The organism is Sphingopyxis selenitireducens (genome assembly GCF_051550705.1).
In the GTDB taxonomy this organism is placed as follows: domain Bacteria; phylum Pseudomonadota; class Alphaproteobacteria; order Sphingomonadales; family Sphingomonadaceae; genus Sphingopyxis.
This window is the reverse complement of sequence record NZ_JBPULG010000003.1, coordinates 82,950-103,978: the sequence shown is the minus strand read 5'-3', so window position 1 is coordinate 103,978 and position 21,029 is coordinate 82,950. Positions and strand designations below refer to the sequence as shown.

Sequence of the window (21,029 nt, the reverse complement as noted above, 5' to 3'; positions counted from 1 at the left end):
CAACAGCGTGGCATGACAGCCTTTGCCTATATCGCCGCCGCGCTTGCCGAAATCGCCGGTTGCTTCGCTTTCTGGGCGTGGCTGCGGCTCGACAAACCCATGTGGTGGATCGCGCCGGGAATGGCTTCGCTGGCGCTGTTTGCCTGGTTGCTGACGCTGGTCGATGCCGAACATGCCGGGCGCACCTATGCTGCCTATGGCGGCGTCTATATCGTATCGGCGCTGATCTGGCTGTGGGCGGTCGAAGGCGCCAAGCCCGACCGTTGGGACCTGATCGGCGCAGCCGTCTGCCTGGGCGGCGCGGCGATCATCCTGTTCGGCCCGCGCGGGGGCTAGTCCGTATTCGGCAAAGCCTGCTCGACCAGCGGCGCCAGCCCCTCCACGACCACTGCAACCCCTTTCGCATTGGGGTGCATATTATCGCTCAGCATCAACGCCTTGTCGGTGACGACATTGTCGAGGATGAAGGGATAGAAGCTCACGCCATATTTCCCGGCAAGATCCGGGAAAATCGGATTGAACGCCCTGGCATAATCGCTGCCGAGGTTCGGCGCCGCGACCATGCCGGTGAGCAGCACCGGAATCTCGCGTTTCTTCAGTTCGGCCAGCATCGCGTCGAGATTGGCGCGCGTCTGGTCGGGGCCGATGCCGCGCAGCATGTCGTTGCCACCGAGCCCCAGCACGACAAGCGCGGGCTTTGCCTTCGCATTATCGAGAACATAGGTCAGTCGCTGACGACCGGCGGCCGTGGTGTCGCCCGACACGCCGGCATTCTGGACGCGCGCGACGACGCCGTCATCGGTCAAAGCCGCCTGCAATTGCGGAACAAGGCCTTCCTTCGGCCCAAGATTATATCCGGCATAAAGGCTGTCGCCGAAAGCGATGACGAGCGGCGCGTCGGCGGGGATCGCGGATACAGCCTTTGCCTCGGCCTTGTCATTGGTCGAAGCCGATGGCTTTTCCGCCGATCCGCACGCGGCTAGCGGTTGGCAAAGCAACGCCGCGCAACCATATAAAGCGTAAGAGCGCCATCCGGCCGTTCTCATTTCCAAAGGGTCCTTTTCTTGCCCGACACCCGACCTTCGCCAGAACTGGCGATCGCCGCCCATAATGTGACGCTGACTTTGGGGAGCGACAAGGCCCCCGTTGAAATATTGCGCGGCGTCGACCTGGAGGTTCCGGCCGGAACCTCGATCGCGCTGCTCGGCCCGTCGGGGTCCGGAAAAAGCTCGCTGATGGCTGTGCTCGCGGGGCTCGAACGCGCCAACGGCGGCAGCATCCGCGTCGCGGGGCTCGATTTCGCCGCGATGGATGAAGATGATCTGGCGCGCGCGCGGCGCGGCCGGATCGGCATCGTCCTGCAAGCCTTTCATTTGCTTCCGACGATGACCGCACTCGAAAATGTCGCGGTGCCGCTGGAACTGGCGGGGCTGTCCGATCCGTTCGGCCGCGCCGCCGCCGAGCTGGAGGCGGTGGGCCTTGGCCATCGCCTGACCCATTATCCCTCGCAACTGTCCGGCGGCGAGCAACAGCGCGTCGCGATTGCACGCGCGATGGCGAGCGAGCCCGCGATCATCTTTGCCGACGAACCGACGGGCAATCTCGACACCGCGACGGGACATGCAATCATCGAACTGATCTTCGCGCGCCGCGCCGCACTGGGTGCGACCTTGCTGATCATCACCCATGATCCCGAGCTTGCGGAGCATTGCGACCGCGTTGTCGTGATGCACGACGGGAAAATTGAAGAGCGCGCGGCATAATGCTTCCGCTCGCCACCCTCTGGCGGATCGCCCGGCGCGACCTTGCGACGCGCATCCGGGGCCTGCGCCTGCTTGCGGTTTGCCTGTTCCTGGGCGTCGCGACGCTCGCCGCAATCGGCAGCCTGACGCGCGGCATCACGTCCGAACTCGAGGTGCGTGGGCAGACGATCCTTGGCGGCGACGTCGAATTCAGCCTGCCGCAACGCGAAGCGACCGCAGAGGAAATGGCCGGCTTCCGCCGCGTTGGCACGCCCTCCGCCACGGTGCGGCTGCGCGCGATGGCGAACGATCCCGACGGCGAGGCTTTGCTGTCCGAACTGAAGGCGGTCGACGACGCCTACCCGCTCTATGGCACGATGCGGCTGGAAAGCGGCGTGCGCAAAGGTCCGCCGCCACCCGGCGCCATCTGGATCGGCAAGGACCTCGTCTCGCGGCTCGACCTGAAAGTCGGCGAGCGCGTGAAGTTTGGCGAGACAAGCTTCCTGATCGATGGCGTCATCGCCGAAGAACCCGACCGGCTGGGCGAAGGCTTCACGCTTGGCCCCGTCGCAATCATCGGCCTGCCCGATCTGCCCGCAACGAAGCTGATCCAGCCCGGCAGCCTGTATGAGAGCAAATATCGCGTCCGCCTGCCCGGCAGCGCCAATCCCGAAGCGGTCGGCAAGGCGCTGACCGCCGAATTCCCTGACGCGGGCTGGGACATCACCGACAGCAGCAACGGTGCGCCGGGAACGCGGCGCTTCATCGAACGCATGGGCCAGTTCCTGTCGCTCGTCGGGCTCGCCGCGCTGGTGATCGCGGGGATAGGCGTCGGCAACGGCGTCGCAAGCTATCTCGCGGGCAAGCGCCCGGGACTCGCGACATTGAAAGTGCTTGGCGCCGACAGCGGCGCGGTGCTGCGCATCTATGGCCTGCAGATATTGGCGGTTGCCACGGTCTCGATCGCCGCCGGCCTGATCGTCGGCGCGCTCGCCCCAGCAGCGATCGGCGCAATTGCCGGCGATGTGCTGCCGGTGCGTCCGGGGCTCGCCATCTATCCACTGCCGCTGATCGTCAGCGCGGCTTATGGCTTGCTGATCGCGATCGCCTTTGCCCTTCCCCCGCTCGCGGCGACAAAGCATGTCCCGGCGGCGGGCCTCTATCGCGCGACCGTCGACCGCGCTGCGCGTATCGACCGGCCGACGGTCGTCGCGGTCGGCGCGGCGCTGGCGGCGATCATCGCGCTCGCGGTCGGCACGGCGCGTGAGCCCTTGTTTGCGCTGAGCTTCATCGGCGCCGCCATCGGCTTGCTCGCCATCCTTGTCGGTCTGGGTTGGCTGGTGCGCCGCACTGCGAGCCGCCTGCCCCGCCCGCGCCGCCCGTTGTTCCGGCTCGCGCTCGCCAATCTGCACCGTCCCGGCGCGGCCACGGGCGCGCTGGTGGTGGCGCTGGGGCTCGGGCTGACGCTGTTCGTTACCCTTGCCGCGATCCAGACGAGCATCACCGCCGAAATTTCGCGCACCGTGCCGCAGCGCGCGCCGAGCTTCTTCGTCCTCGACGTGCCGCGCGACGCTGTCGCGCCGTTCCGCGCGCTGGTGCGCAAGGCCGACCCGCAAGCCGACGTCAATCTGATCCCCGCGCTGCGCGGCAGCGTCACCGAATTTCGCGGGCAGCGCGTCGACGAACTCGCCGAACTGCCTGAGGGCGCGTGGGTGCTGCGCGGCGACCGCGGACTGACCTATAGCCCCGTCCTTCCGAACGGTAGCACGCTGGTCGGCGGAAACTGGTGGGCCGCCGATTATAAAGGACCGCCGCTGGTCAGCGTCGAGCAGGAGGTTGCGACCTCGCTGGGGCTGAAAATCGGCGACACGCTGTCGGTCAATGTGCTGGGGGTCGAGGTACAGGCGAAGGTCGCATCGCTGCGCACCGTCGAATGGGATAATTTCGGGCTCAACTATGTGCTGGTCTTTTCGCCCGGCACTTTCGACGCCGCGCCGCATAATATGGTCGCGACGGTGGCGGTGTCGGCCAAGGCCGAAACCGAACTGGCGCGCAGCATCCCGCGCGCCTTCCCTTCAGCCTCGCTGATTGCGGTGCGCGATGTGGTGTCGCAGATTACGGTCCTGCTCACCCAGATGAGCCAGGCAATTGCGGCGGCGGCGAGCATCGCGATCCTTGCCGGGATTGCCGTGCTGATCGGCGCGATTGCGGCGAGCCGTGAGCGGCGCGTTTATGACAGCGTCATCCTGAAACTGCTCGGCGCAACGCGCGGTCAGATTTTGGGCGCGCAGGGGCTGGAATATGCCGTGCTGGCAGCCATCCTCGCCGTGCTGGCGCTCGGGCTCGGGCTCGCCGGGGCGTGGTATGTCGTCACGCAGCTGTTCGAATTCACCTTCGCCCCTGACCCGTTCATCGTCGGCGCGACCTTGCTGGGCGGTGCGGGGCTGTCGTTCCTGATCGGGATCGCGGGAAGCTGGCCGCTGCTGTCGGCGCGTCCGGCGCAGGCTTTGCGGAGTCTCTAAAAAAAGGGAATTTAGTTCAGCGCGCGGACGACCGCCGACACCGCCGCGATACCAAGCACGACCGCGACCATCGCCTGCCACACATGCGGCGGGACGCGGCCAAAATGGCGCGCGCCCACAAGGTTGCCGAGCCACATCGGCGGGAACAGCAGCACCGCGAGCAGGAACAGACGCCAGGTTGCGATGCCGACCCAAAGCGCCGCGAGCGAACCCGCGATCGCGGTCGCAAAGAAGATCAGCAGCATCGACGCCCGCGTCACCCGTGGCTCCAGATGGCGGCGAAAATAGAAAGGCACGACCGGCGGCCCCGGCATCGCGGCGAAGCCGGTTAAAATGCCAGCTGCGATCCCGGTTCCACCCACCGCGAGGCGGCCGGGCTGATGCCCCTCCGCCTGTTTCGGCAGCAGCACCGCGACAAAGGCCCCAACCGCAACCGTCGTGATCAATATCCGCGCGAGATCGGGTGTCGTGGCATTGAGCGCGAACATTCCGATCGGCGTCGTCGCCATCGCGAGCAGCGCGATCGGGACCGCGGTCGCGCGGTCGGCGTCGGCCATGATGACCTTGATCCCCACCGGCCCGATCAGCAGTTGCAGCAATATGCCGAGCACCACCGCCTCTCCCGGCGCCATGATCAGCCCGAGCAGCGGCACGAGGATGATCGCCATGCCGAAGCCGGTCAGCCCGCGCACATAGGCGGCGCCAAAGGTCATCGCCGCCGCGCCGACAAGGGTCAGCGGGGCGATGCCGACGAGATGCGACAAGTCGGTCATGGGCGAGCGGCCTTTGCTTTGAGAGTGACCAGCCACGCATCGGGCGGCGTGTTGAAGCGGAGCGGCAAAATGCTCGTCCCGAGCCCGGCGCCGACGAAGATGCGCTGGCCACCGTCGCTCATGTCTCCGCAGGCGAAGCGGTCGCCGTAGCGCGAGACATAGGAGATCGCCCCGATGAAGGGGAAGCGGATCTGGCCGCAATGGGTATGGCCGGCAAAGACGGCAGCGACGGGGCGCGGCAGGTCGGGGATGATGTCGGGGCTGTGGGTCAGGAGCAGCGGGACGGCCGGGCCAAGCCGGTCCATTGCCGCGAGCGTCGCGGGAAGATCGTCATGCCCCGAATAATCATCGTCGACCCCGCCGATGACCAGCGGGCCCAGTTTGACGGCTTCATTCTGGAGGACACGCAGTCCGTGTTTTTCCATCTCGCCGCGCAGCGCATCGGGCTTGAACCAATGGTCGTGATTGCCCGGCGCGACGACGACGCCCAGCGGCGCGCGGAGGTCGCCGAGCGGCGCCACCACTTCGGCAGGGGTATAGATGTGCGTCGCGCTACGCTTTTCGCTGACGAGGTCGCCCGCGATCAGCACAAGGTCGGGGCGCAGCGCGTTGAGCTTTGCGACGATATGCGTCAGCCGCGCGGGCGGCATATCGGGGCCCGCGACATGAATGTCCGACAAGAGCAGCACGCGCAGCGGCGGCTGGCCCGCTGGCCAGTCCGCCACCTCGACCGTCGCCGACCGGATCACCGGATCGCGCGTCGCGTTCCAATAGCCTTTGGCGAGAAGCGCGGCGCCGACGAGCGCCAGCAGCAACAGCCAGCGTAACCAGCGTCGCCGCGGCTTCACGCTCAATCGCGCAGATCCGGCGGGGTCGCTTCGCCCTTCAGCATCGCGATCGCTTCGGCGAGCGGCATGATGCGCTGGCCATCCTGACCGAGGGTGCGGATCGCGACGGTGCCCTCTTCGGCCTCGCGCTTGCCGACGACGAGCAAGTAAGGGACTTTTTGCAGGCTGTGTTCGCGGACCTTGTAATTGATCTTCTCGTTGCGAAGGTCGCTTTCGGCGCGGATGCCTGCGGCGGTCAGCTGAGCCACAGCATCGCTGGCATAATCGTCGGCGTCGGACACGATCGTCGCGACGACCGCCTGCACCGGCGCGAGCCAGGTCGGGAAGCGGCCGGCGAAATGCTCGATCAATATGCCGATGAAGCGTTCATAGGTGCCAAGGATCGCGCGGTGGAGCATCACCGGGCGGTGGCGCGCGCCATCCTCGCCGATATAGCTCGCATCGAGGCGTTCGGGCATCACGCGGTCGGACTGGATCGTCCCGCACTGCCAGGTCCGGCCGATTGCGTCGGTCAGGTGGAATTCGAGCTTGGGGGCATAGAAAGCGCCCTCGCCGGGCAGTTCTTCCCAGCCATAATCCTCGGTCGCCATGCCGGCGCGCGCGACGGCTTCGCGAAGTTCGGCCTCGGCCATGTCCCACATTTCTTCGGTGCCGAAGCGCTTTTCGGGACGCAGCGCGAGCTTCACGGCATATTTTTCGAAGCCGAGTTCGCGATAAACGCGGTCGAGGAGCTGGCAGAAAGCGCGCACTTCCTCGACGATCTGGTCTTCGCGGCAGAAGATATGGCCGTCGTCCTGTGTGAACTGGCGCACGCGCATGATGCCGTGGAGCGCGCCATGCGGTTCGTTGCGGTGGCAGCAGCCCATTTCGGCCATGCGCAGCGGCAGATCGCGGTACGACTTGGTCCCCTGACGGAAGATCAGGACGTGCGCGGGGCAGTTCATCGGCTTGAGCGCCATCCACTCGGCGTCGTCGGAGACGATCGGGCCCTCATCCTCGATATTCGGCACCTCGTCGGGGATGACGAACATATTCTCGCGATATTTGCCCCAGTGGCCCGATTGCTCCCACTGGCGCGCATCCATCACCTGCGGGGTCTTGACCTCGTCATAGGCCGCGCCGTCGATCGCGCGGCGCATATAGGCCTCCAGCTCGCGGTAGATGCGGTAACCCTTGGGGTGCCAGAAGACCGACCCGTGCGCCTCTTCCTGCAGATGAAACAGGTCCATCTCGCGGCCGATCTTGCGGTGGTCGCGCTTGGCGGCTTCCTCCAGGCGGACGAGATGCTCATTCAGCTGCTTCTTGTTGAGCCAGCCGGTGCCATAGATGCGGCTGAGCTGGGCGTTCTTCTGGTCGCCGCGCCAATAGGCGCCCGACACGCGCGTCAGCTTAAACGCCGCGGGGTCGAGCTTGCCGGTCGAGGCGAGGTGCGGGCCGCGGCACATGTCCATCCAGCCGTCACCGCTGCGATAGACGGTGAGCTCCTCGCCCTCGGGCAGTTCGGCGGCCCATTCGGCCTTGAAGCTCTCGCCGTCGGCCGCCCATTTGGCGATCAGCTTGTCGCGTTCCCACACTTCGCGGGTCAGCGGCAGATCGGCGGCGATGATGCGGCGCATCTCTTCCTCGATCAGCGGCAATTCGTCGTCGCGGAACGGACCGCGCTCGGCGGCGGGCGCAAAGTCATAGTAGAAGCCGTCGCCCGTCGACGGGCCGAAGGTGATCTGGGTGCCCGGAAACAGGTTCTGCACCGCCTCTGCCAGCACATGCGCAAAGTCGTGGCGGAAGAGTTCGAGCGCGTCGGCCTCGTCGCGGCTGGTGACCAGCGCGAGGTTGGTGTCTTCCTCCAGCGGGCGCATGATATCGCGCAGTTCGCCGTCGATTTTCGCGGCGAGCGCCGCCTTGGCAAGGCCGGGTCCGATGTCGGCCGCAATCTGCGCCGGGGTAGTTCCGCGCGCGACTTCTCGGGCAGAGCCATCGGGAAGGGTGACACGGATCATCTGGGACATCGAAAAAGGGGCCTTTCTGGCGGGATAAACACCCGCCCCTTTGCCAGCGCGCAACAGGGGCGGCAAGTGCCCGATTCACAATATGACTTGCAATGATACATTGTATCATTATCTGGGCATCACCCCGCCCTCCCGCGAAAGAAATCCCATGTGCATCCCCACCCCCCGCCCGCGCGCCGCCGACCTTGCGGGAGTCGGCCTGTCGCTGACCTGCCTGATCCATTGCCTCGCGCTGCCGCTCGCCATCCTGCTCGCCCCTGCGCTCAGCCACTGGCTTACCCTGCCCGAGGGCGTACATGCCGCGATCCTGCTGCTCGCGCTTCCCGCAGCCTTCATCGCGATGTCCGATGGATGGCGGCGGCATCGGCGGTTGGGTCCGGCGGTTTTGGCGATGCTGGGACTGGGCCTGCTGGCATTGGGGCTCGCCGCCCATGAAGGCTGGATCGCGGCGGCGGACCGCGAGCTGGTCGACCGGCTGCTGACGTCGGCGGGGGCGATCGGCCTTGCCGCCGCACATCTTCTCAACTGGCGACTCCGTCATCGCTTGGCCGGTCGGACGGCGCACGATAGTCTGCGCTCATGACGGACCAGCCACGACATAATATCACCGCCATCCTGCCGTGTAGCGATCTGGACGCCAGCACAGCCTTTTACGAACAGCTGGGACTGGCGGTTGAGGGTGACTATGGCAGCTATCGCATCCTGGGCGATGGCGCGGGCTGGCAGCTCCACCTGACCAGTGAGTCGCCCGAAGGCTGGCTGGTGCCGGGACAAAATCCCTTTGGCCTCTATTTCTACACCGCGCGCGTCGAGGAGATCGGAGCGCGGATGCGCGACCATATTCTCGAGCGTGAAAAGGCGCCGACGCACAAGCCGTGGGGAATGTATGAGTTCGCGATGTCGGACCCGGACGAAACGCTGGTCCGCATCGGCTGGCCGAGCGGGTTGACGGGTTAAGACTCAGGGTCGCGCACCTCCGCAACTGGCGAATGCACGGCCACCTGCCGGATCGGTTCGTCCATCATGACCGGTCGGCTGCGCCCCACATCGCCACCGCCCAGCCGCTGGATGCGGATCAGACGATCGTCACCGTCGGTGCAATGGTCAGGGTAAAATTGCTCAGGCTGCAATAGCCGACTGCCACCGCCGTCCGCTTGATTGTTGAACTTCCCCATGAAAAAAGTGTGTTGGACCGAATGCAGGTGGCAAACGTATTTATGACAAGATATTCAGCCTTCACCTCGGTAGATGAATTGGCGCGGAACACGATCGGATATTCCAGCGAATAGGCAACCCCGCCGGCATCCGCGGTATCGCAGTCCGACGTCCCGGCCGTGAATGTTATGGCATCCACGGCACTGACATAGCCGCTCATCGCAACCGTGCAGTCCCTTGCCGTAACCGGAAAGGATGATGCGTTGGCACGGAAAGATCCCGTTGCCGTTACCGGACTTCCGAGAGCCGGGGACACGATCGTTGCCGCATGAGCAGGCAGTACCGCCGCATTTGACACCGAAATTGCCAAAAAGCTGCTGAAAATAATCTTCATTGGACGCCTCCACCAATCCCGCAAAAATCGCGCGAAGCCTTCACCCGCAATTCAGCATATATACCAAATGAACAGAATTAAGTAGTTATAACTATAATTTGTGAAATAGCCTTTCAAGAAAGCCCCGCCGGTATGCGGCCCGTGCGATCCAAACCGCCCAATATGCCGCTTCGCTTCCTCCTGCCTTTCGCATTGCCGTCCTGTTTGGCCTGTCAGTTGAGGCGATTTCCGTGAGCGATTGCCCCTGTTCCGGCGGCCGCCCTTGCGAGCGATATGCGTTCCGGCTAGGGCGGCGGCAGCCGGAAAGGAGCCATTCCCCCCATGCTCAAGCTGTTCAACCGCCTGTTTGTCGACCACCCCAAGAGCGTCGATGAAAATTATGTCGAGCATTTCGGCGTCGCGTCGAAATTCGGCGTCACGATGATTTGGGGCGGGCTGGGCGCGCTGGTCCACGCCGTCGTTCCGGGCTGGTGCATCACGACCGGCAGCGACACGATCAAGCGGCTCAACCGCATAATGGTCGAACAAAGGCGCGCCAAGGGCCAAGCCGTCGCACAGATGAGCACGGTCGACTGGGTCATCTGAGCGGCGTGCGCTCCCTCGGCGTGGTGCTATCTCGACGCGTGTCTCGACTTCGCTCGACACGAACGGAAATGAAGGGCGGAACTTTGTGAGCGAAACCCCCGCACCCGAATATCTGGAACGGTCCGGCCGCCCTCGCCTTGCCTTTCGCCACGTCGCGGGGTCGGGGCCGACGATTGTCTTCCTGCCCGGCTATATGTCCGACATGGAAGGCGGCAAGGCGACCGCGCTTCATGCGTGGGCCGCCGCCGAAGGCCGCGCCTGCCTGCTGCTCGACTATGCCGGTTGCGGGCAATCGGACGGCTTGTTCGCCGACCAGAATCTGCTCGACTGGCGCGGCGATATCATCGACCTGATCGACGCCCGCGTCGAAGGCCCCGTGCTGATCGTGGGATCGTCGATGGGCGGCTGGCTGATGCTGCTCACCGCGCTTGCGCTTGCCGGTCGCGACGGGCCCGGCCGAATTGCGGGGCTGGTCGGCATCGCCGCTGCGCCCGATTTCACCGACTGGGGTTTCAGCGCCGCCGAAAAGGCGATCATCCTGGCCGAGGGCGAGCTGCGCGAGGAAACGCCCTATAGCGACCAGCCCTATGTGACGACGCGCGGTTTTTTCCAGTCGGGCGAGACCAACCGCCTGCTGGACACCGTCATCCCGCTCGCCTGCCCGGTCCGCCTGCTTCACGGGCAGGAGGATGGCGACGTCCCGCCCGGCATCAGCCTGCGCCTGTCCGCCGCCCTCGCGAGCGACGATGTGCAGGTCACGCTCATCAAGGGCGGCGACCACCGGCTGTCGCGCGATGGCGATATCGCGCTGCTGATCGACACCGTCGCACGGCTTGCGACCCACTAACCAAAGGATCATCATGGCACGCAGCGATTTTCGTTTTTCCGTCCGCAAGCGCGTCCGCTATGCCGAGATCGACGCGCAGGCGGTTGTGTTCAACAGCCGCTATCTCGAATATTTCGATATCGGCATCACCGAATATTGGCGCGCCGCCGGGGTTTATGATCGCTGGCCCGAGCGCGAGAGCCCCGAATTTCACGTCGCGCGCGCCGAGGTCGACTATAAGGTGCCGATCCTGCTCGACGAAGAAATCGACATTTGCGTGCGCTGTTCGCGCGTCGGCCGCAGTTCGATGACCTTTTTGTTCGAACTGCATGGCGCCGGTAAAGACGACCTGCGGGCGACAGGGTTGGAGGTCAGCGTCCATGTCGCCGAGGCACAGGGTTCTGCGACGCCGGTGCCCGATGAATTCGTATCCTTGTTCGAAGCCTTTGAAGAAACCTCGCTGCGCGCCTAGATAGAGCCATGGCAAAATATCTTCACACGATGATCCGGGTCACCGACCCCGATGCAACGATCGCCTTCTTCAACCTGATCGGTCTGGAGAAAACCCGCCGCTTCGACAGCGAACAGGGACGCTTCACCCTGATCTTCCTGGCCTGTCCCGGGCAGGACGGCATCGCCGAGGTCGAGCTGACCTATAATTGGCCCGCCGAGGATGGCAGCGCGCCCGAAACCTATGACGGCGGCCGCAATTTCGGCCACCTCGCCTATCGCGTCGACGATATTTACGCGACGTGCCAGCGGTTGATGGACGCCGGGGTGACGATCAACCGCCCGCCGCGCGACGGCCATATGGCGTTTGTCCGCTCGCCCGACGGCATTTCGGTCGAGCTGTTGCAGGACGGCCATTTGCCGCCGCAGGAACCCTGGGCCTCGATGCCCAACACAGGGGTCTGGTAAGCGGGGAGCCCGGGCATGTTGATCGAAATCGACCTGCCCGGCCTCGCTGAAAATGCCGTGCAAGAGGGGGAGACAGATAGCTTTCGCTATGGCAAACTCACCCCTGCTCGCCGATCTGGTTGGCCCAGGTCTGTTTAATACGAAAGGACAGGGTGCAATCGTGCATTGAAGATGTACGATCAAGGCGGATCACCACCGGTTCCGTCTGAATGGTTGAGAGGCTGGCGAGAAAGGAGACGTTCGTGACTGCACTCGACATCGTCCGTATCCCCGTCCTCAGCGACAATTATGTCTGGCTGGTTCACGAACCCCGGAGCAAAGCGACGATGGTCGTCGACCCTGCCGTCGCCGAACCGGTTCTGGCCGCAGCGGCGGAGCGCGGCTGGACGATCACCGACATCTGGAACACCCATTGGCACCCCGATCACACCGGCGGCAATGCCGCGATCAAGGAGGCCGCCACCGCATGGGGCGGCTGCACGATCACCGGCCCCGCCGCCGAATTTGAACGCATCCCCACGCTCGACGTGCAGGTGAAGGGCGGCGACCGCATCCGGCTGGGCGAACATGTCGCCGAGGTGTGGGATGTCCCCGCGCACACTGCGGGCCATATCGCCTATCACTTCGCCAGCGATGACGCGATTTTCGTCGGCGATACGATGTTCGCCATGGGCTGCGGCCGCCTGTTCGAGGGCACGGCCGAGCAGATGTTCGCCAATATGCAAAAGCTGGGGGCGCTGGACGATACGACGCGCGTCTATTGCGCGCACGAATATACACTGTCCAACGCGCGCTTCGCCATCACCGTCGATCCCGAAAATGATGCGCTTGCCGCGCGACTGGCCGCCGTCGAGTCGGCGCGTGCGGCGGGCGAAGCGACGGTGCCGACGAGCATCGGCGAGGAACGCGCGACCAACCCCTTTTTGCGCGCGCCGAGCGCCGCCGAACTCGGCCGCATCCGCGCTCTGAAAGATGCGGCATGACCGACAGTTTGAACCCGTCAAGGAGACAGAAAATGGCGAAGCCGAAGCTGATCTATGCCGCGGCACTGATGGCCGCGCCGTTCATCGCCAGTTGCGCCCCAGCGGGCAGCGCCGCTCCCGGTGCCGAGGCGCTTACGCCGAAACAGGCCGAACTGCTCAACAAGAATCTGGCCGGCAAGGTTCCGGGCGCGCCCGAAAAATGCCTGCCCAATTTCCGCACCACCGACACGATCCGCGTGTCGGACGATATCCTGCTGTATCGCGCCAGCGGCAAGCTGATCTATCGTAACGACCTGAAGGGCAGTTGTCCGGGGTTGGCCCGCGACAGCGACATCATGGTCACGCGCCAGTTCGGGTCATCGACCTGCGCCGGCGATTTCTTTCATCTGGTCGACCGGTCCAGCGGCATCCGCGGTCCGACCTGCGTTCTTGGCGAATTCGTCCCCTATCGCAAACCGGAAGGGGGCGCAGGCTGACCCCACAGGGTCAGCCATGGGCGGGGTCCGGTTTGCACCGAGCTCCTCGGGTCGCAGCCCCGCCTGTTACATAAAAGCCAGCGTCGCCCCCGCATAAGACAGGGGCGACGGCTTATGCCTTGTACAGCGCGGCGATCCGGTCCGCATAAACATCTCTCAGAACATGGCGCCGGATCTTCATCGACGGTGTCATCTGTTCATTCTCGATCGTGAAGGGTTCGTCGGCGAGATCGAATTTGCGAACCTTTTCAATCACGGACAGCTGGCCGTTGACGCGGTCCACCGCCGCCCGCAGCGCGGCGCGGAATTTCTCATGCTCGCGCAGGCGCGCAAGCTCCTTCGGCAGCCCCTCGGCCTCGGCCCATTCGGCCATCCATTCGGGATCGGGAACCAAGATGCCGACGAGATGCGGGCGCTTGTCGCCATAGACCATTGCCTGAAGAATTTCGGGCTGGAGGGTCAGCATGCCCTCGACGCGCTGCGGCGAGACATTGTCGCCCTTGTCGTTGACGATCAGATCCTTCTTGCGGTCGGTGATGACGATGCGGCCCTTTTCGTCGATATGGCCGATATCGCCGGTGTGAAGCCACGGCCCCTTGTCAGGTTCGGCAGCATCCATGACGAGCACGCGCTCGGTCTCCGCCTGATTTTGCCAATAGCCTTTCATCACCAGCTCGCCGCGCACCAGTATCTCGCCATCGTCGGCGATGCGGACTTCGGTGTTCATCAGCGGCGGGCCGACAGTGTCCATCTTGATCCCCGCGCTCGGGCGGTTGCAGCTGATCACCGGTCCCGCCTCGGTCTGGCCATAGCCCTGAAGCAAAGTCAGCCCGATCGAGTGGAAGAAAACCCCGATTTCGGGATTGAGCGGGGCGCCGCCCGACACCAGCGCCTTCATCCGGCCGCCGAAGCGCTTCTGGATCTTGGGCCGGAACAATCGGTCGAGGATGAGATCGACCGGCCGGTCGAGCACGCCCATGCGGCGCTCATAATCCTTTTCGCCGACGCGCAGCGCCTGGTTCAGCATCCAATTGGCGAGCTTGCCCTGTTTCTCGACCGACTTGATCATCCGCGCGCGGATCACCTCGAACAGGCGCGGGACGACGACCATGATCGTCGGGCGCGTTTCCTCGATGTTCGCCACCAGCTTTTCGAGGCCTTCGCTGTAATAAATCTGCGCGCCGACCATGATCGGCAGGAACTGGCCGCCCGAATGTTCATAGGCATGGCTGAGCGGGAGGAAGGACAGAAACACCTCTTCGTCGCCGATACCGAAGTCGTTGACCAGCACTTCCGCCGCGCCCGCAGCATTGTGCAGGATGGCGCCATGATGCTGCATCACCCCGCGCGGCGCACCGCCGGTGCCGCTGGTGTAGATAAGGCAGGCGGTGTCATCACGCGTCATCGCTGCGCCGCGCGCGCGCGCTTCGTCGAGATGCGCCTCACCGCTGGCGACCAGCGGGTCCCAGTCGTGCACCGTGACATCGCCCTGCTGACCGACGCGCAGGCTTTCCATGGTGATGACGATATGCGCGTTCGACCGCATCACTGCAGGCATCAGCGTCCGTGCGAGCTTCGCCGTCGACACGATCACCGCGCGGGCGCCGCTATTGTCCAGAATATGCTGATGGTCGCGTTCGGTGTTCGTCGTATAGGTCGGCACGGTGATGCAGCCCGCAGCCATGATGCCCAGATCGGCGATGCACCATTCGGGGCGGTTTTCGCTGACCAGCACCACCCGGTCGCCGTCCTTCAACCCCAGCGCGCGCAAATGATGCGCGAGCGCCGAGACCTGATGCGCGACCTGCCGCCAGCTTAGCGGCTGCCAAGAACGATCAGCCTTGCGCCACAGGAACGGATCGTCGCCGCCCCGTTCGGCGCGGTCGAAAAACATCGCGACCAGACTGGGAAACTGATCGAGATGCGGGTTTTTCAGCTTCATGCCTCTTGCTCTCCCAAAGAGGTGGTCCTTCATATTCTATTCGGGTCTTAGCCTTGCGGCGGCGCATCATCCACCGAAGAGCTGCCCGGGCCGCGCGGATCGGCGGCGCCGTGCCATACATCGCCGACGCGCTGCGCGGCGTTGAGTTTTGATCCCAGATCGGTGGGGTTGAAGTCATAGCCGAAGGGTTTCATCTGCGCGGCGATCGCCTTGCCCGCGTCATTGCCCTCGATCAGCACCCCCGACTGGCCAAAGAACAGGTTCGGAAGCGCGATCGCCTCTTCGGCGCTGAGTCCCCAGTCGAGCACGCCGACCAGCGTCTTTACCACATGCATGATGATCCGCTTTCCGCCCGCCGAACCGACCGCGAGCACGACCTTGCCGTCGGGACCATAGACGATCGTTGGCGCCATCGACGACAGCGGCCTCTTGCCCGCCTGCACCCGGTTTGCGCCGGGCGCCCCGCCCTTTTCAGGGTTCAGGTCGAAATCGGTCATCTGGTTGTTAAGGAAATAGCCGTTGGCGAGGAGGTTGCTGCCAAAGATGCTTTCGACCGTCGAGGTCATCGAGGCGACGCTGCCCGCACGATCGACGACGACGAAATGGGTCGTGCCCTGTTCGGGAACCGGAGCCGAGGTTGTGCGCGGCTTTGCGCCGGGCGGATTGCCCGCGGCATAGCTGTCCGCGCGGCCATAGGGCGAGATCAGCTGGCGGCGCTCGGCCAGATAGTTTTTGTCGATCAGCCCGGCCACCGGCACATCGACGAAATCGCCGTCGCCCAGATATTTGTCGCGGTCGGCATAAGCGAGCTGCATCGCCTCCGACAGCAAATGCCAGCTCATCGGATTGGCCGGCCCCATCGTCTTCATGTCCCAGCCCTCGATCATGCCGAGGATGCCGAAAACGGTGGTCGCGCCCGACGAGGGCGGGCCCATGCCGCACACCTTGTAGACGCGATAGCTGGTGCAAACCGCCGGGCGGTCCTTTGCCTTGTAGGATGCGAGATCCTTCGCGGTCAGTATCGCTGCGTTGCGCGGGGCGCTGGCCACCGCGTCGCTGATCGCGCGCGCGTTGGTTCCCGTGTAAAAGGCATCGGGGCCGCGCGCCGCAATATCGCGCAGGATAGCGGCGTAAGCAGGATTTTTCAGGCGCGTCCCGACCGGCGCAGGCTTGCCATCGATATAATAGATCGCGCGCGCGTCCGGAAAATCCTTCCACTGGGGCTGAAAACGGTCGAGCCAGTTGTAGAGCGCGGGAGTGACTTCATACCCCTCCTCGGCCAGCTTGATCGCGGGCTGGAACAGCGCCTTCCATTCGAGCTTGCCCCATTTTTTATGCGCCATTTCCATCAAGCGCATATTGCCCGGCACGCCGACCGACAGCCCGCCCGGGATCACATCCATATAAGGACGCGGCTTGCCGTCGGGGCCGAGGAAGCGGTCGGGCTTTGCGGCCGCAGGCGCGGTTTCGCGGCCGTCGATCGTCGCGATGCTGTTGTCGCTGCCGTTATTGTAGACGAGGAAACCGCCGCCGCCGATCCCGCTCGATTGCGGTTCGACCAGCGTCAGCACCGCGACCATCGCGACCGCGGCGTCGGCGGCCGAGCCGCCCTGATGCAAAATCTGGCGCCCCGCCTCGGTCGCGCGCGGGTCGGCGGACGAGGTCACGCCTTGCGCGATAGCAAGTGACGGGACAGCGATGACAAAAAGGCTGGTGACGGCGAAGAGTCGTTTGATCATGGCCGCGACATTGGCGCGGGGGGTGGTGTAGCGCAACCCTTGTTCCCCTCCCGCTTGTGGGAGGGGACTTAGCCCCCCTTCCCCACGGCGTCGGCGACCCGCGCAAACCCGTCTCGCACCGCAAGCTTCTCCAGCCCGCGCGCAATCCGCGCGGCAAGCCCCGGCCCGGCGAAGACCATCGCCGAATAGATTTGCACCAGACTGGCGCCGGCACGAATTCGGTCCCACGCCTGTTCGGCCGAGGCAATGCCGCCCGCCGCCACCAGCGGCACGCGGCCGCCGCTGGCCGTGTGGAAGTCCTTCACCCGCTGCAACGCCAATTCGGCGAGGGGCGCGCCCGACAGCCCGCCAGCTTCGTCCGCATGGCGCGAGGCCAGCGCGGGGCGTGTGATCGTCGTATTCGACACGATCACGGCGGCGAGCCCTTTGTCGATCGCCACCGCGACAATATCGTCGATGTCGGCGGGCTCGAGATCGGGAGCGACCTTCAGGAACACGGGCTTTGCCGCGCCTGCGGGCTGCGCCGCCGCGACCCCGTCGAGCAACGCCTCGAGCGCACCCCTGTCCTGCAAGGCGCGCAGCCCCGGCGTGTTCGGCGAGCTGATATTGACGGTCAGATAATCGGCGAGCGGCGCCATCGCCGCCGTGCCCTTGGCATAATCGGCGATGCGGTCGGCGCTATCCTTGTTGGCGCCAATGTTGATGCCGAGCGGCACCGCGAGCCCGCAACCGCGCAGCCGCGCGATCCGGTCGGCGGCGGCGGCCTGCCCGCCATTGTTGAAGCCCATGCGGTTGATCACCGCGCCATCCTCAACCAGCCGGAACAATCGCGGACGCGGATTGCCTTCTTGCGGCAGCGGGGTCAGCGTGCCGACCTCGACAAAGCCGAAGCCGAAATGCGGCATCACATGCGCGACGCGGGCATCCTTGTCGAAGCCGGGGGCGAGGCCCACCGGATTGGGAAAGGCGATCCCCGCCAGTTCGGTCGCCAGCACCGGACTGGTCAGCGCGCGATGCGCGCGGGGCAGCGGCAGGAGCGCGCTAAGCGTCAGATTATGCGCCGCCTCGCCGTCGCTGGCGTGGACGATCGGGCGGACGAGCGCATAAGCGGCATCGGTGGCGGAAGCAAAGAAGGACATGCCCCGCCCTTGCGCGTGCGAAGCCGCGATGGCAAGCCCTGCCCGCATCGGAAAAACCGGGAGAAAATCGTGTCGCATCGCCGCCTTGTCACTGTCATGTCCACCAGCATGTTGATGCTCGTCGCCGCAGGCTGTTCGGTGTCCCCCGACGTCGCCACCCCCGCGACCGTCGCAGCCCCCGCCGAGCCGCCAGCAGGCGCCAATCTCGCGCAATATTTCGACAATTATGACAAGGCACAATTGTCGCTCTCGCCGCAGGGCAAGGCCTATCGCGGCATTCGCGACGGCGATTACGGCCGCTGGGACGACGTCAGCGACGAAGCCGAAGTCGCGAGCCACAAGCTGCAGCAGGCGACCGCAGGGGCGATGCGCGGCAGCTTCGACCCCGCGGCGCTATCCGCCGATGACGCGCTGTCGTTCAAACTGTTCGGCGCACAGGCCGATCGCGCCGAGCGCCTGTTTCCGTTCCGCGAGCATGGTTATATTTTCGACCAGATGAACGGCGCGCAGAGCCAGTTTCCCGCCTTCCTCATCAATATTCACCGGGTTTCGAATGTCGCCGAAGCCGAAGCCTATATCGAGCGTATCCGCGGCCTCGGCCCGCTTCTCGACGCGCTGACCGCGCAGTCGGCGGAACGCGCGGCGGCCGGCATCCAGCCGCCCAAATGGGTTTATGCCTATGTCATCTCCGACATCGAGAATCTGCGCAAGCCCGGCAATGCGGTGATCGAGGATTTCACCGCCAAGGTCGATAAACTCGACATCGCTGCCACCGAAAAGGCGCGGCTTGGCGGGACCGCGAGCGCGGCATGGGCCGGAAGCGCCGGCCCCGCCTATGACCGGCTGCACACCGAGATGAAGCGCCAGCAGGCAAGCGCACCGACTGAGGACGGCATCTGGCGCCTGCCCGACGGCAAAGCCTATTATGAGGCGCTGCTCGCCAACTACACCACGACCGACATGACCGCAGCGCAGATCCACAACCTTGGCCTGTCCGAGGTTGCGCGCATCCACGGCGAGATGAAGGCGATCATGACCAAGGTCGGCTTCAAAGGCACATTGCCGCAATTTTTTGAGCATCTGCGCACCAGTCCGCAATATTATTACCAGACGCGCGAAGCCTATCTGGCCGATGTCGACGCCAGGACCAAGGCGATGGAGGCGCGGCTTCCCGCCTTTTTCAATACGCTGCCCAAAGCGCCGCTGGTGGTGAAGGCGGTCGAGGCGTTTCGCGAAAAATCGGCCGGAAAGGCATTCTACTCCTCACCCTCACCCGACGGGTCGCGGCCGGGCACCTATTATGTAAACCTCTATGACCTCAAGGACATGCCCAAGACCGAGTTGGAGGCGCTCGCCTATCATGAGGGCGTGCCGGGACATCATCTTCAGCGCGCGGTGCAGACCGAACTCACCGGCCTGCCCCCCTTCCGCCGCTTTGGCAGTTTCACCGCCTATACCGAAGGCTGGGGCCTTTATTCGGAGGAACTCGCCAAGGATATGGGATTTTACACCGATCCCTATAGCGATTTCGGGCGGCTGGGGATGGAGTTGTGGCGCGCCGCGCGGCTGGTCGTCGATACCGGCATCCACGACAAGCGCTGGAGCCGCGAGCAGGCGATCGCCTATCTGAAAGCCAACACCCCCAACCCCGATGGCGACATCGAAAAGGGGATCGAACGCTATATCGTCTACCCCGGACAGGCGACCGCCTATCTGATCGGCAAGCTGAAGATCATGGAGCTTCGGTCCCGCGCGCAGGCAAAGCTGGGCGGACGCTACGACATTCGTGCTTTTCACGACGTCGTTCTCAAATCGGGGCCGGTGCCGCTTAACATATTGGAACAGCAGGTGGACGCCTGGATCGCAGCCCAGGGGGGGTAGGTCCGGCGAAAATTTCCCGCTTGACGCGCGCCCGCGAAAGGCAAAAGGATTTGCGCGGGTTAACAAGAGGCAGCGCCAAAAGCTGCCGGGGTCGGTCTCGTCATGTCGGATACAATAGTCTTGCCAGCGGGCGCGGACGGCGATGCGCCGTTCGATCTGCAATATTTCCCGCCCGATCCCGATCTGGCGGAGCTGGTGTCGAGCTTCTATTTTGCGCGCGTCAACATGCCGCAGTTCGACGAATATGAGCGCGCCGACCGACCGCAATTCCGTTTCGTGACCGCCGCCGACGGCGAATATGTCTTTCCCGACGGTCACCGCGCCCCGGTGTGCAAGGCCAATATCGTCGGCCCGACCAGCGGCCCGGTGCGTGCGATCAGCCATTGCCCGACCCGCATGTTCGGTTTCGGCATGCTGCCCGCAGGCTGGGCGGCGTTGATGGGCAGCGATGCCGAAAAGCTGACCGACCGGTCGATGGACGCGGCGGATCATTTCGGACCGTGGATCGACGAGGTCGCGGCGGCGCTGGAAAAGGCGACCAGCGTCGAGGAACGGCTGGTGATCGGCAATAATTTCGCGCGCGAAGTGCTGATGCGGAATGAGCCCGCGCCCTTGTGGTTCATCCGCACCGTCGACGAATGGCTGACCGCATCGGCATCGCCGCAGGTCCCCGAACTGGTTGAGGCGACCGGCATGTCGATCCGCTCGGTCGAACGGATGACCAAGCGTTATTACGGGCTGTCGCCGCGAATGCTGGCGCGCAAATATCGCGCGGTGCGCGCGGCGTCGGCGCTGGCGCGCGGCGAAGCGCTCGACACCACCCAGCTGGGGGACGCCTTTTACGACCAGTCGCACCTGATCCGCGAGATCAAGCAGTTCGCGGGCGCGACTCCGGGACAATTGTCGCGGCCGTCGCTCTATACCGAGGCGACGTCCCAGGGCCGCAAACAGCTGGCCGGCAAGGTCAGCCGGATGGTGTCCGAGACCTAAGCGCGAAATTTGCCAAGGATTATCGCGCGCCATCACGTTTTGGCGTTTCCATCCAATCGCGAATCGCAGGCCGGACATATTTGACCCCTGCGACCCAGAAGAGCTCATCC

General features: G+C 64.6%; 21 protein-coding genes. 13 read left to right on the top strand and 8 right to left on the bottom strand.

Annotated elements, in window-relative coordinates; translation table 11 throughout:
* The first annotated feature begins 12 nt into the window (after positions 1 to 12).
* Positions 13 to 336 (top strand): YnfA family protein, encoded by a 324-nt coding sequence (locus ACSYDV_RS10565; protein WP_438323770.1) that lies wholly within the window; start codon positions 13 to 15, stop codon positions 334 to 336.
* Here the strand turns inward: ACSYDV_RS10565 and ACSYDV_RS10560 are convergent.
* Complete coding sequence (locus ACSYDV_RS10560; RefSeq protein WP_438323769.1) at positions 333 to 1,046, bottom strand: arylesterase; 714 nt, start codon at positions 1,044 to 1,046, stop codon at positions 333 to 335. The two genes, ACSYDV_RS10565 and ACSYDV_RS10560, sit on opposite strands and share 4 nt — an antisense overlap.
* Positions 1,047 to 1,064: 18 nt before the next feature.
* On the opposite strand from ACSYDV_RS10560, the gene ACSYDV_RS10555 reads away from it, so the two are divergent.
* Positions 1,065 to 1,763, top strand: coding sequence for an ABC transporter ATP-binding protein (locus ACSYDV_RS10555; protein ID WP_438323768.1), 699 nt, complete (start codon positions 1,065 to 1,067; stop codon positions 1,761 to 1,763).
* On the top strand, positions 1,763 to 4,264 hold the full coding sequence (locus ACSYDV_RS10550; protein WP_438323767.1) for an ABC transporter permease: 2,502 nt from the start codon (positions 1,763 to 1,765) through the stop codon (positions 4,262 to 4,264). Before ACSYDV_RS10555 ends, ACSYDV_RS10550 begins: the two co-directional genes overlap by 1 nt.
* Before the next feature lie 11 nt (positions 4,265 to 4,275).
* Here ACSYDV_RS10550 and ACSYDV_RS10545 read toward each other — a convergent pair whose 3' ends face one another.
* From ACSYDV_RS10545 to thrS, 3 genes are read right to left on the bottom strand one after another with little or no spacing between them, the layout of a single operon-like run.
* Entirely contained in the window at positions 4,276 to 5,037 is a 762-nt protein-coding gene (locus tag ACSYDV_RS10545; RefSeq protein ID WP_438323766.1) for a TSUP family transporter, read from the bottom strand.
* Positions 5,034 to 5,885: a metallophosphoesterase gene (locus ACSYDV_RS10540; RefSeq protein ID WP_438324283.1), complete on the bottom strand. Its 852-nt coding sequence runs from the start codon at positions 5,883 to 5,885 to the stop codon at positions 5,034 to 5,036. Before ACSYDV_RS10540 ends, ACSYDV_RS10545 begins: the two co-directional genes overlap by 4 nt.
* A gap of 2 nt (positions 5,886 to 5,887) precedes the next feature.
* The gene (thrS, locus tag ACSYDV_RS10535; protein WP_438323765.1) at positions 5,888 to 7,891 is read right to left on the bottom strand and encodes a threonine--tRNA ligase; all 2,004 of its coding nucleotides are present in this window, start codon (positions 7,889 to 7,891) and stop codon (positions 5,888 to 5,890) included.
* Positions 7,892 to 8,039: 148 nt separating this feature from the next.
* Here thrS and ACSYDV_RS10530 point away from each other — a divergent pair, with 148 nt between their 5' ends.
* Complete coding sequence (locus ACSYDV_RS10530; protein ID WP_438323764.1) at positions 8,040 to 8,474, top strand: MerC domain-containing protein; 435 nt, start codon at positions 8,040 to 8,042, stop codon at positions 8,472 to 8,474.
* Positions 8,471 to 8,848 (top strand): VOC family protein, encoded by a 378-nt coding sequence (locus ACSYDV_RS10525; RefSeq protein ID WP_438323763.1) that lies wholly within the window; start codon positions 8,471 to 8,473, stop codon positions 8,846 to 8,848. Before ACSYDV_RS10530 ends, ACSYDV_RS10525 begins: the two co-directional genes overlap by 4 nt.
* 118 nt (positions 8,849 to 8,966) lie before the next feature.
* On the opposite strand, the gene ACSYDV_RS10520 is transcribed toward ACSYDV_RS10525, so the two are convergent.
* Positions 8,967 to 9,440, bottom strand: coding sequence for a hypothetical protein (locus tag ACSYDV_RS10520; RefSeq protein WP_438323762.1), 474 nt, complete (start codon positions 9,438 to 9,440; stop codon positions 8,967 to 8,969).
* 321 nt (positions 9,441 to 9,761) lie between these two features.
* Here ACSYDV_RS10520 and ACSYDV_RS10515 point away from each other — a divergent pair, with 321 nt between their 5' ends.
* The 6 genes from ACSYDV_RS10515 (at position 9,762) to ACSYDV_RS10490 (ending at position 13,228) form a co-directional block, all read left to right on the top strand.
* Entirely contained in the window at positions 9,762 to 10,025 is a 264-nt protein-coding gene (locus ACSYDV_RS10515) for a DUF6356 family protein (RefSeq protein WP_438323761.1), read from the top strand.
* 85 nt (positions 10,026 to 10,110) lie between these two features.
* Complete coding sequence (locus ACSYDV_RS10510) at positions 10,111 to 10,872, top strand: alpha/beta fold hydrolase (RefSeq protein WP_438323760.1); 762 nt, start codon at positions 10,111 to 10,113, stop codon at positions 10,870 to 10,872.
* Between the two features lie 13 nt (positions 10,873 to 10,885).
* Positions 10,886 to 11,323: an acyl-CoA thioesterase gene (locus tag ACSYDV_RS10505; RefSeq protein WP_438323759.1), complete on the top strand. Its 438-nt coding sequence runs from the start codon at positions 10,886 to 10,888 to the stop codon at positions 11,321 to 11,323.
* 8 nt (positions 11,324 to 11,331) lie between these two features.
* Complete coding sequence (locus ACSYDV_RS10500; RefSeq protein WP_438323758.1) at positions 11,332 to 11,769, top strand: VOC family protein; 438 nt, start codon at positions 11,332 to 11,334, stop codon at positions 11,767 to 11,769.
* Positions 11,770 to 12,011: 242 nt separating this feature from the next.
* Positions 12,012 to 12,752 (top strand): hydroxyacylglutathione hydrolase, encoded by a 741-nt coding sequence (gloB, locus tag ACSYDV_RS10495; RefSeq protein ID WP_438323757.1) that lies wholly within the window; start codon positions 12,012 to 12,014, stop codon positions 12,750 to 12,752.
* A 32-nt stretch (positions 12,753 to 12,784) separates the two neighbouring features.
* Entirely contained in the window at positions 12,785 to 13,228 is a 444-nt protein-coding gene (locus ACSYDV_RS10490; protein ID WP_438323756.1) for a hypothetical protein, read from the top strand.
* 112 nt (positions 13,229 to 13,340) lie between these two features.
* Here the strand turns inward: ACSYDV_RS10490 and ACSYDV_RS10485 are convergent, their stop codons facing one another.
* The 3 genes from ACSYDV_RS10485 to ACSYDV_RS10475 form a co-directional block, all read right to left on the bottom strand.
* A complete protein-coding gene (locus ACSYDV_RS10485; protein ID WP_438323755.1) occupies positions 13,341 to 15,170 on the bottom strand; it encodes an AMP-dependent synthetase/ligase in 1,830 nt (609 codons plus the stop codon).
* Between the two features lie 47 nt (positions 15,171 to 15,217).
* The gene (gene ggt / locus ACSYDV_RS10480; RefSeq protein WP_438324282.1) at positions 15,218 to 16,909 is read right to left on the bottom strand and encodes a gamma-glutamyltransferase; all 1,692 of its coding nucleotides are present in this window, start codon (positions 16,907 to 16,909) and stop codon (positions 15,218 to 15,220) included.
* Positions 16,910 to 16,977: 68 nt separating this feature from the next.
* Positions 16,978 to 18,048, bottom strand: coding sequence for a quinone-dependent dihydroorotate dehydrogenase (locus tag ACSYDV_RS10475; RefSeq protein ID WP_438323754.1), 1,071 nt, complete (start codon positions 18,046 to 18,048; stop codon positions 16,978 to 16,980).
* Between the two features lie 114 nt (positions 18,049 to 18,162).
* Here ACSYDV_RS10475 and ACSYDV_RS10470 point away from each other — a divergent pair, with 114 nt between their 5' ends.
* Complete coding sequence (locus ACSYDV_RS10470; protein WP_438324281.1) at positions 18,163 to 19,929, top strand: DUF885 domain-containing protein; 1,767 nt, start codon at positions 18,163 to 18,165, stop codon at positions 19,927 to 19,929.
* 102 nt (positions 19,930 to 20,031) lie between these two features.
* A complete protein-coding gene (locus tag ACSYDV_RS10465; RefSeq protein WP_438323753.1) occupies positions 20,032 to 20,919 on the top strand; it encodes an AraC family transcriptional regulator in 888 nt (295 codons plus the stop codon).
* The last annotated feature ends 110 nt before the right edge of the window (positions 20,920 to 21,029 follow it).

Excerpts from the sequence above, each read along its gene's own strand:
- thrS (WP_438323765.1), bottom strand. The coding sequence starts at position 7,891 with ATGTCCCAGATGATCCGTGTCACCCTTCCCGATGGCTCTGCCCGAGAA.
- ACSYDV_RS10500 (WP_438323758.1), top strand. The coding sequence starts at position 11,332 with ATGGCAAAATATCTTCACACGATGATCCGGGTCACCGACCCCGATGCA.
- ACSYDV_RS10545 (WP_438323766.1), bottom strand. The coding sequence starts at position 5,037 with ATGACCGACTTGTCGCATCTCGTCGGCATCGCCCCGCTGACCCTTGTC.
- ACSYDV_RS10465 (WP_438323753.1), top strand. The coding sequence starts at position 20,032 with ATGTCGGATACAATAGTCTTGCCAGCGGGCGCGGACGGCGATGCGCCG.
- ggt (WP_438324282.1), bottom strand. The coding sequence starts at position 16,909 with ATGATCAAACGACTCTTCGCCGTCACCAGCCTTTTTGTCATCGCTGTC.
- ACSYDV_RS10515 (WP_438323761.1), top strand. The coding sequence starts at position 9,762 with ATGCTCAAGCTGTTCAACCGCCTGTTTGTCGACCACCCCAAGAGCGTC.
- ACSYDV_RS10565 (WP_438323770.1), top strand. The coding sequence starts at position 13 with ATGACAGCCTTTGCCTATATCGCCGCCGCGCTTGCCGAAATCGCCGGT.
- ACSYDV_RS10470 (WP_438324281.1), top strand. The coding sequence starts at position 18,163 with ATGCTCGTCGCCGCAGGCTGTTCGGTGTCCCCCGACGTCGCCACCCCC.
- ACSYDV_RS10505 (WP_438323759.1), top strand. The coding sequence starts at position 10,886 with ATGGCACGCAGCGATTTTCGTTTTTCCGTCCGCAAGCGCGTCCGCTAT.
- ACSYDV_RS10530 (WP_438323764.1), top strand. The coding sequence starts at position 8,040 with ATGTGCATCCCCACCCCCCGCCCGCGCGCCGCCGACCTTGCGGGAGTC.
- ACSYDV_RS10550 (WP_438323767.1), top strand. The coding sequence starts at position 1,763 with ATGCTTCCGCTCGCCACCCTCTGGCGGATCGCCCGGCGCGACCTTGCG.
- ACSYDV_RS10520 (WP_438323762.1), bottom strand. The coding sequence starts at position 9,440 with ATGAAGATTATTTTCAGCAGCTTTTTGGCAATTTCGGTGTCAAATGCG.
- ACSYDV_RS10560 (WP_438323769.1), bottom strand. The coding sequence starts at position 1,046 with ATGAGAACGGCCGGATGGCGCTCTTACGCTTTATATGGTTGCGCGGCG.
- ACSYDV_RS10525 (WP_438323763.1), top strand. The coding sequence starts at position 8,471 with ATGACGGACCAGCCACGACATAATATCACCGCCATCCTGCCGTGTAGC.
- ACSYDV_RS10475 (WP_438323754.1), bottom strand. The coding sequence starts at position 18,048 with ATGTCCTTCTTTGCTTCCGCCACCGATGCCGCTTATGCGCTCGTCCGC.
- ACSYDV_RS10490 (WP_438323756.1), top strand. The coding sequence starts at position 12,785 with ATGGCGAAGCCGAAGCTGATCTATGCCGCGGCACTGATGGCCGCGCCG.
- ACSYDV_RS10485 (WP_438323755.1), bottom strand. The coding sequence starts at position 15,170 with ATGAAGCTGAAAAACCCGCATCTCGATCAGTTTCCCAGTCTGGTCGCG.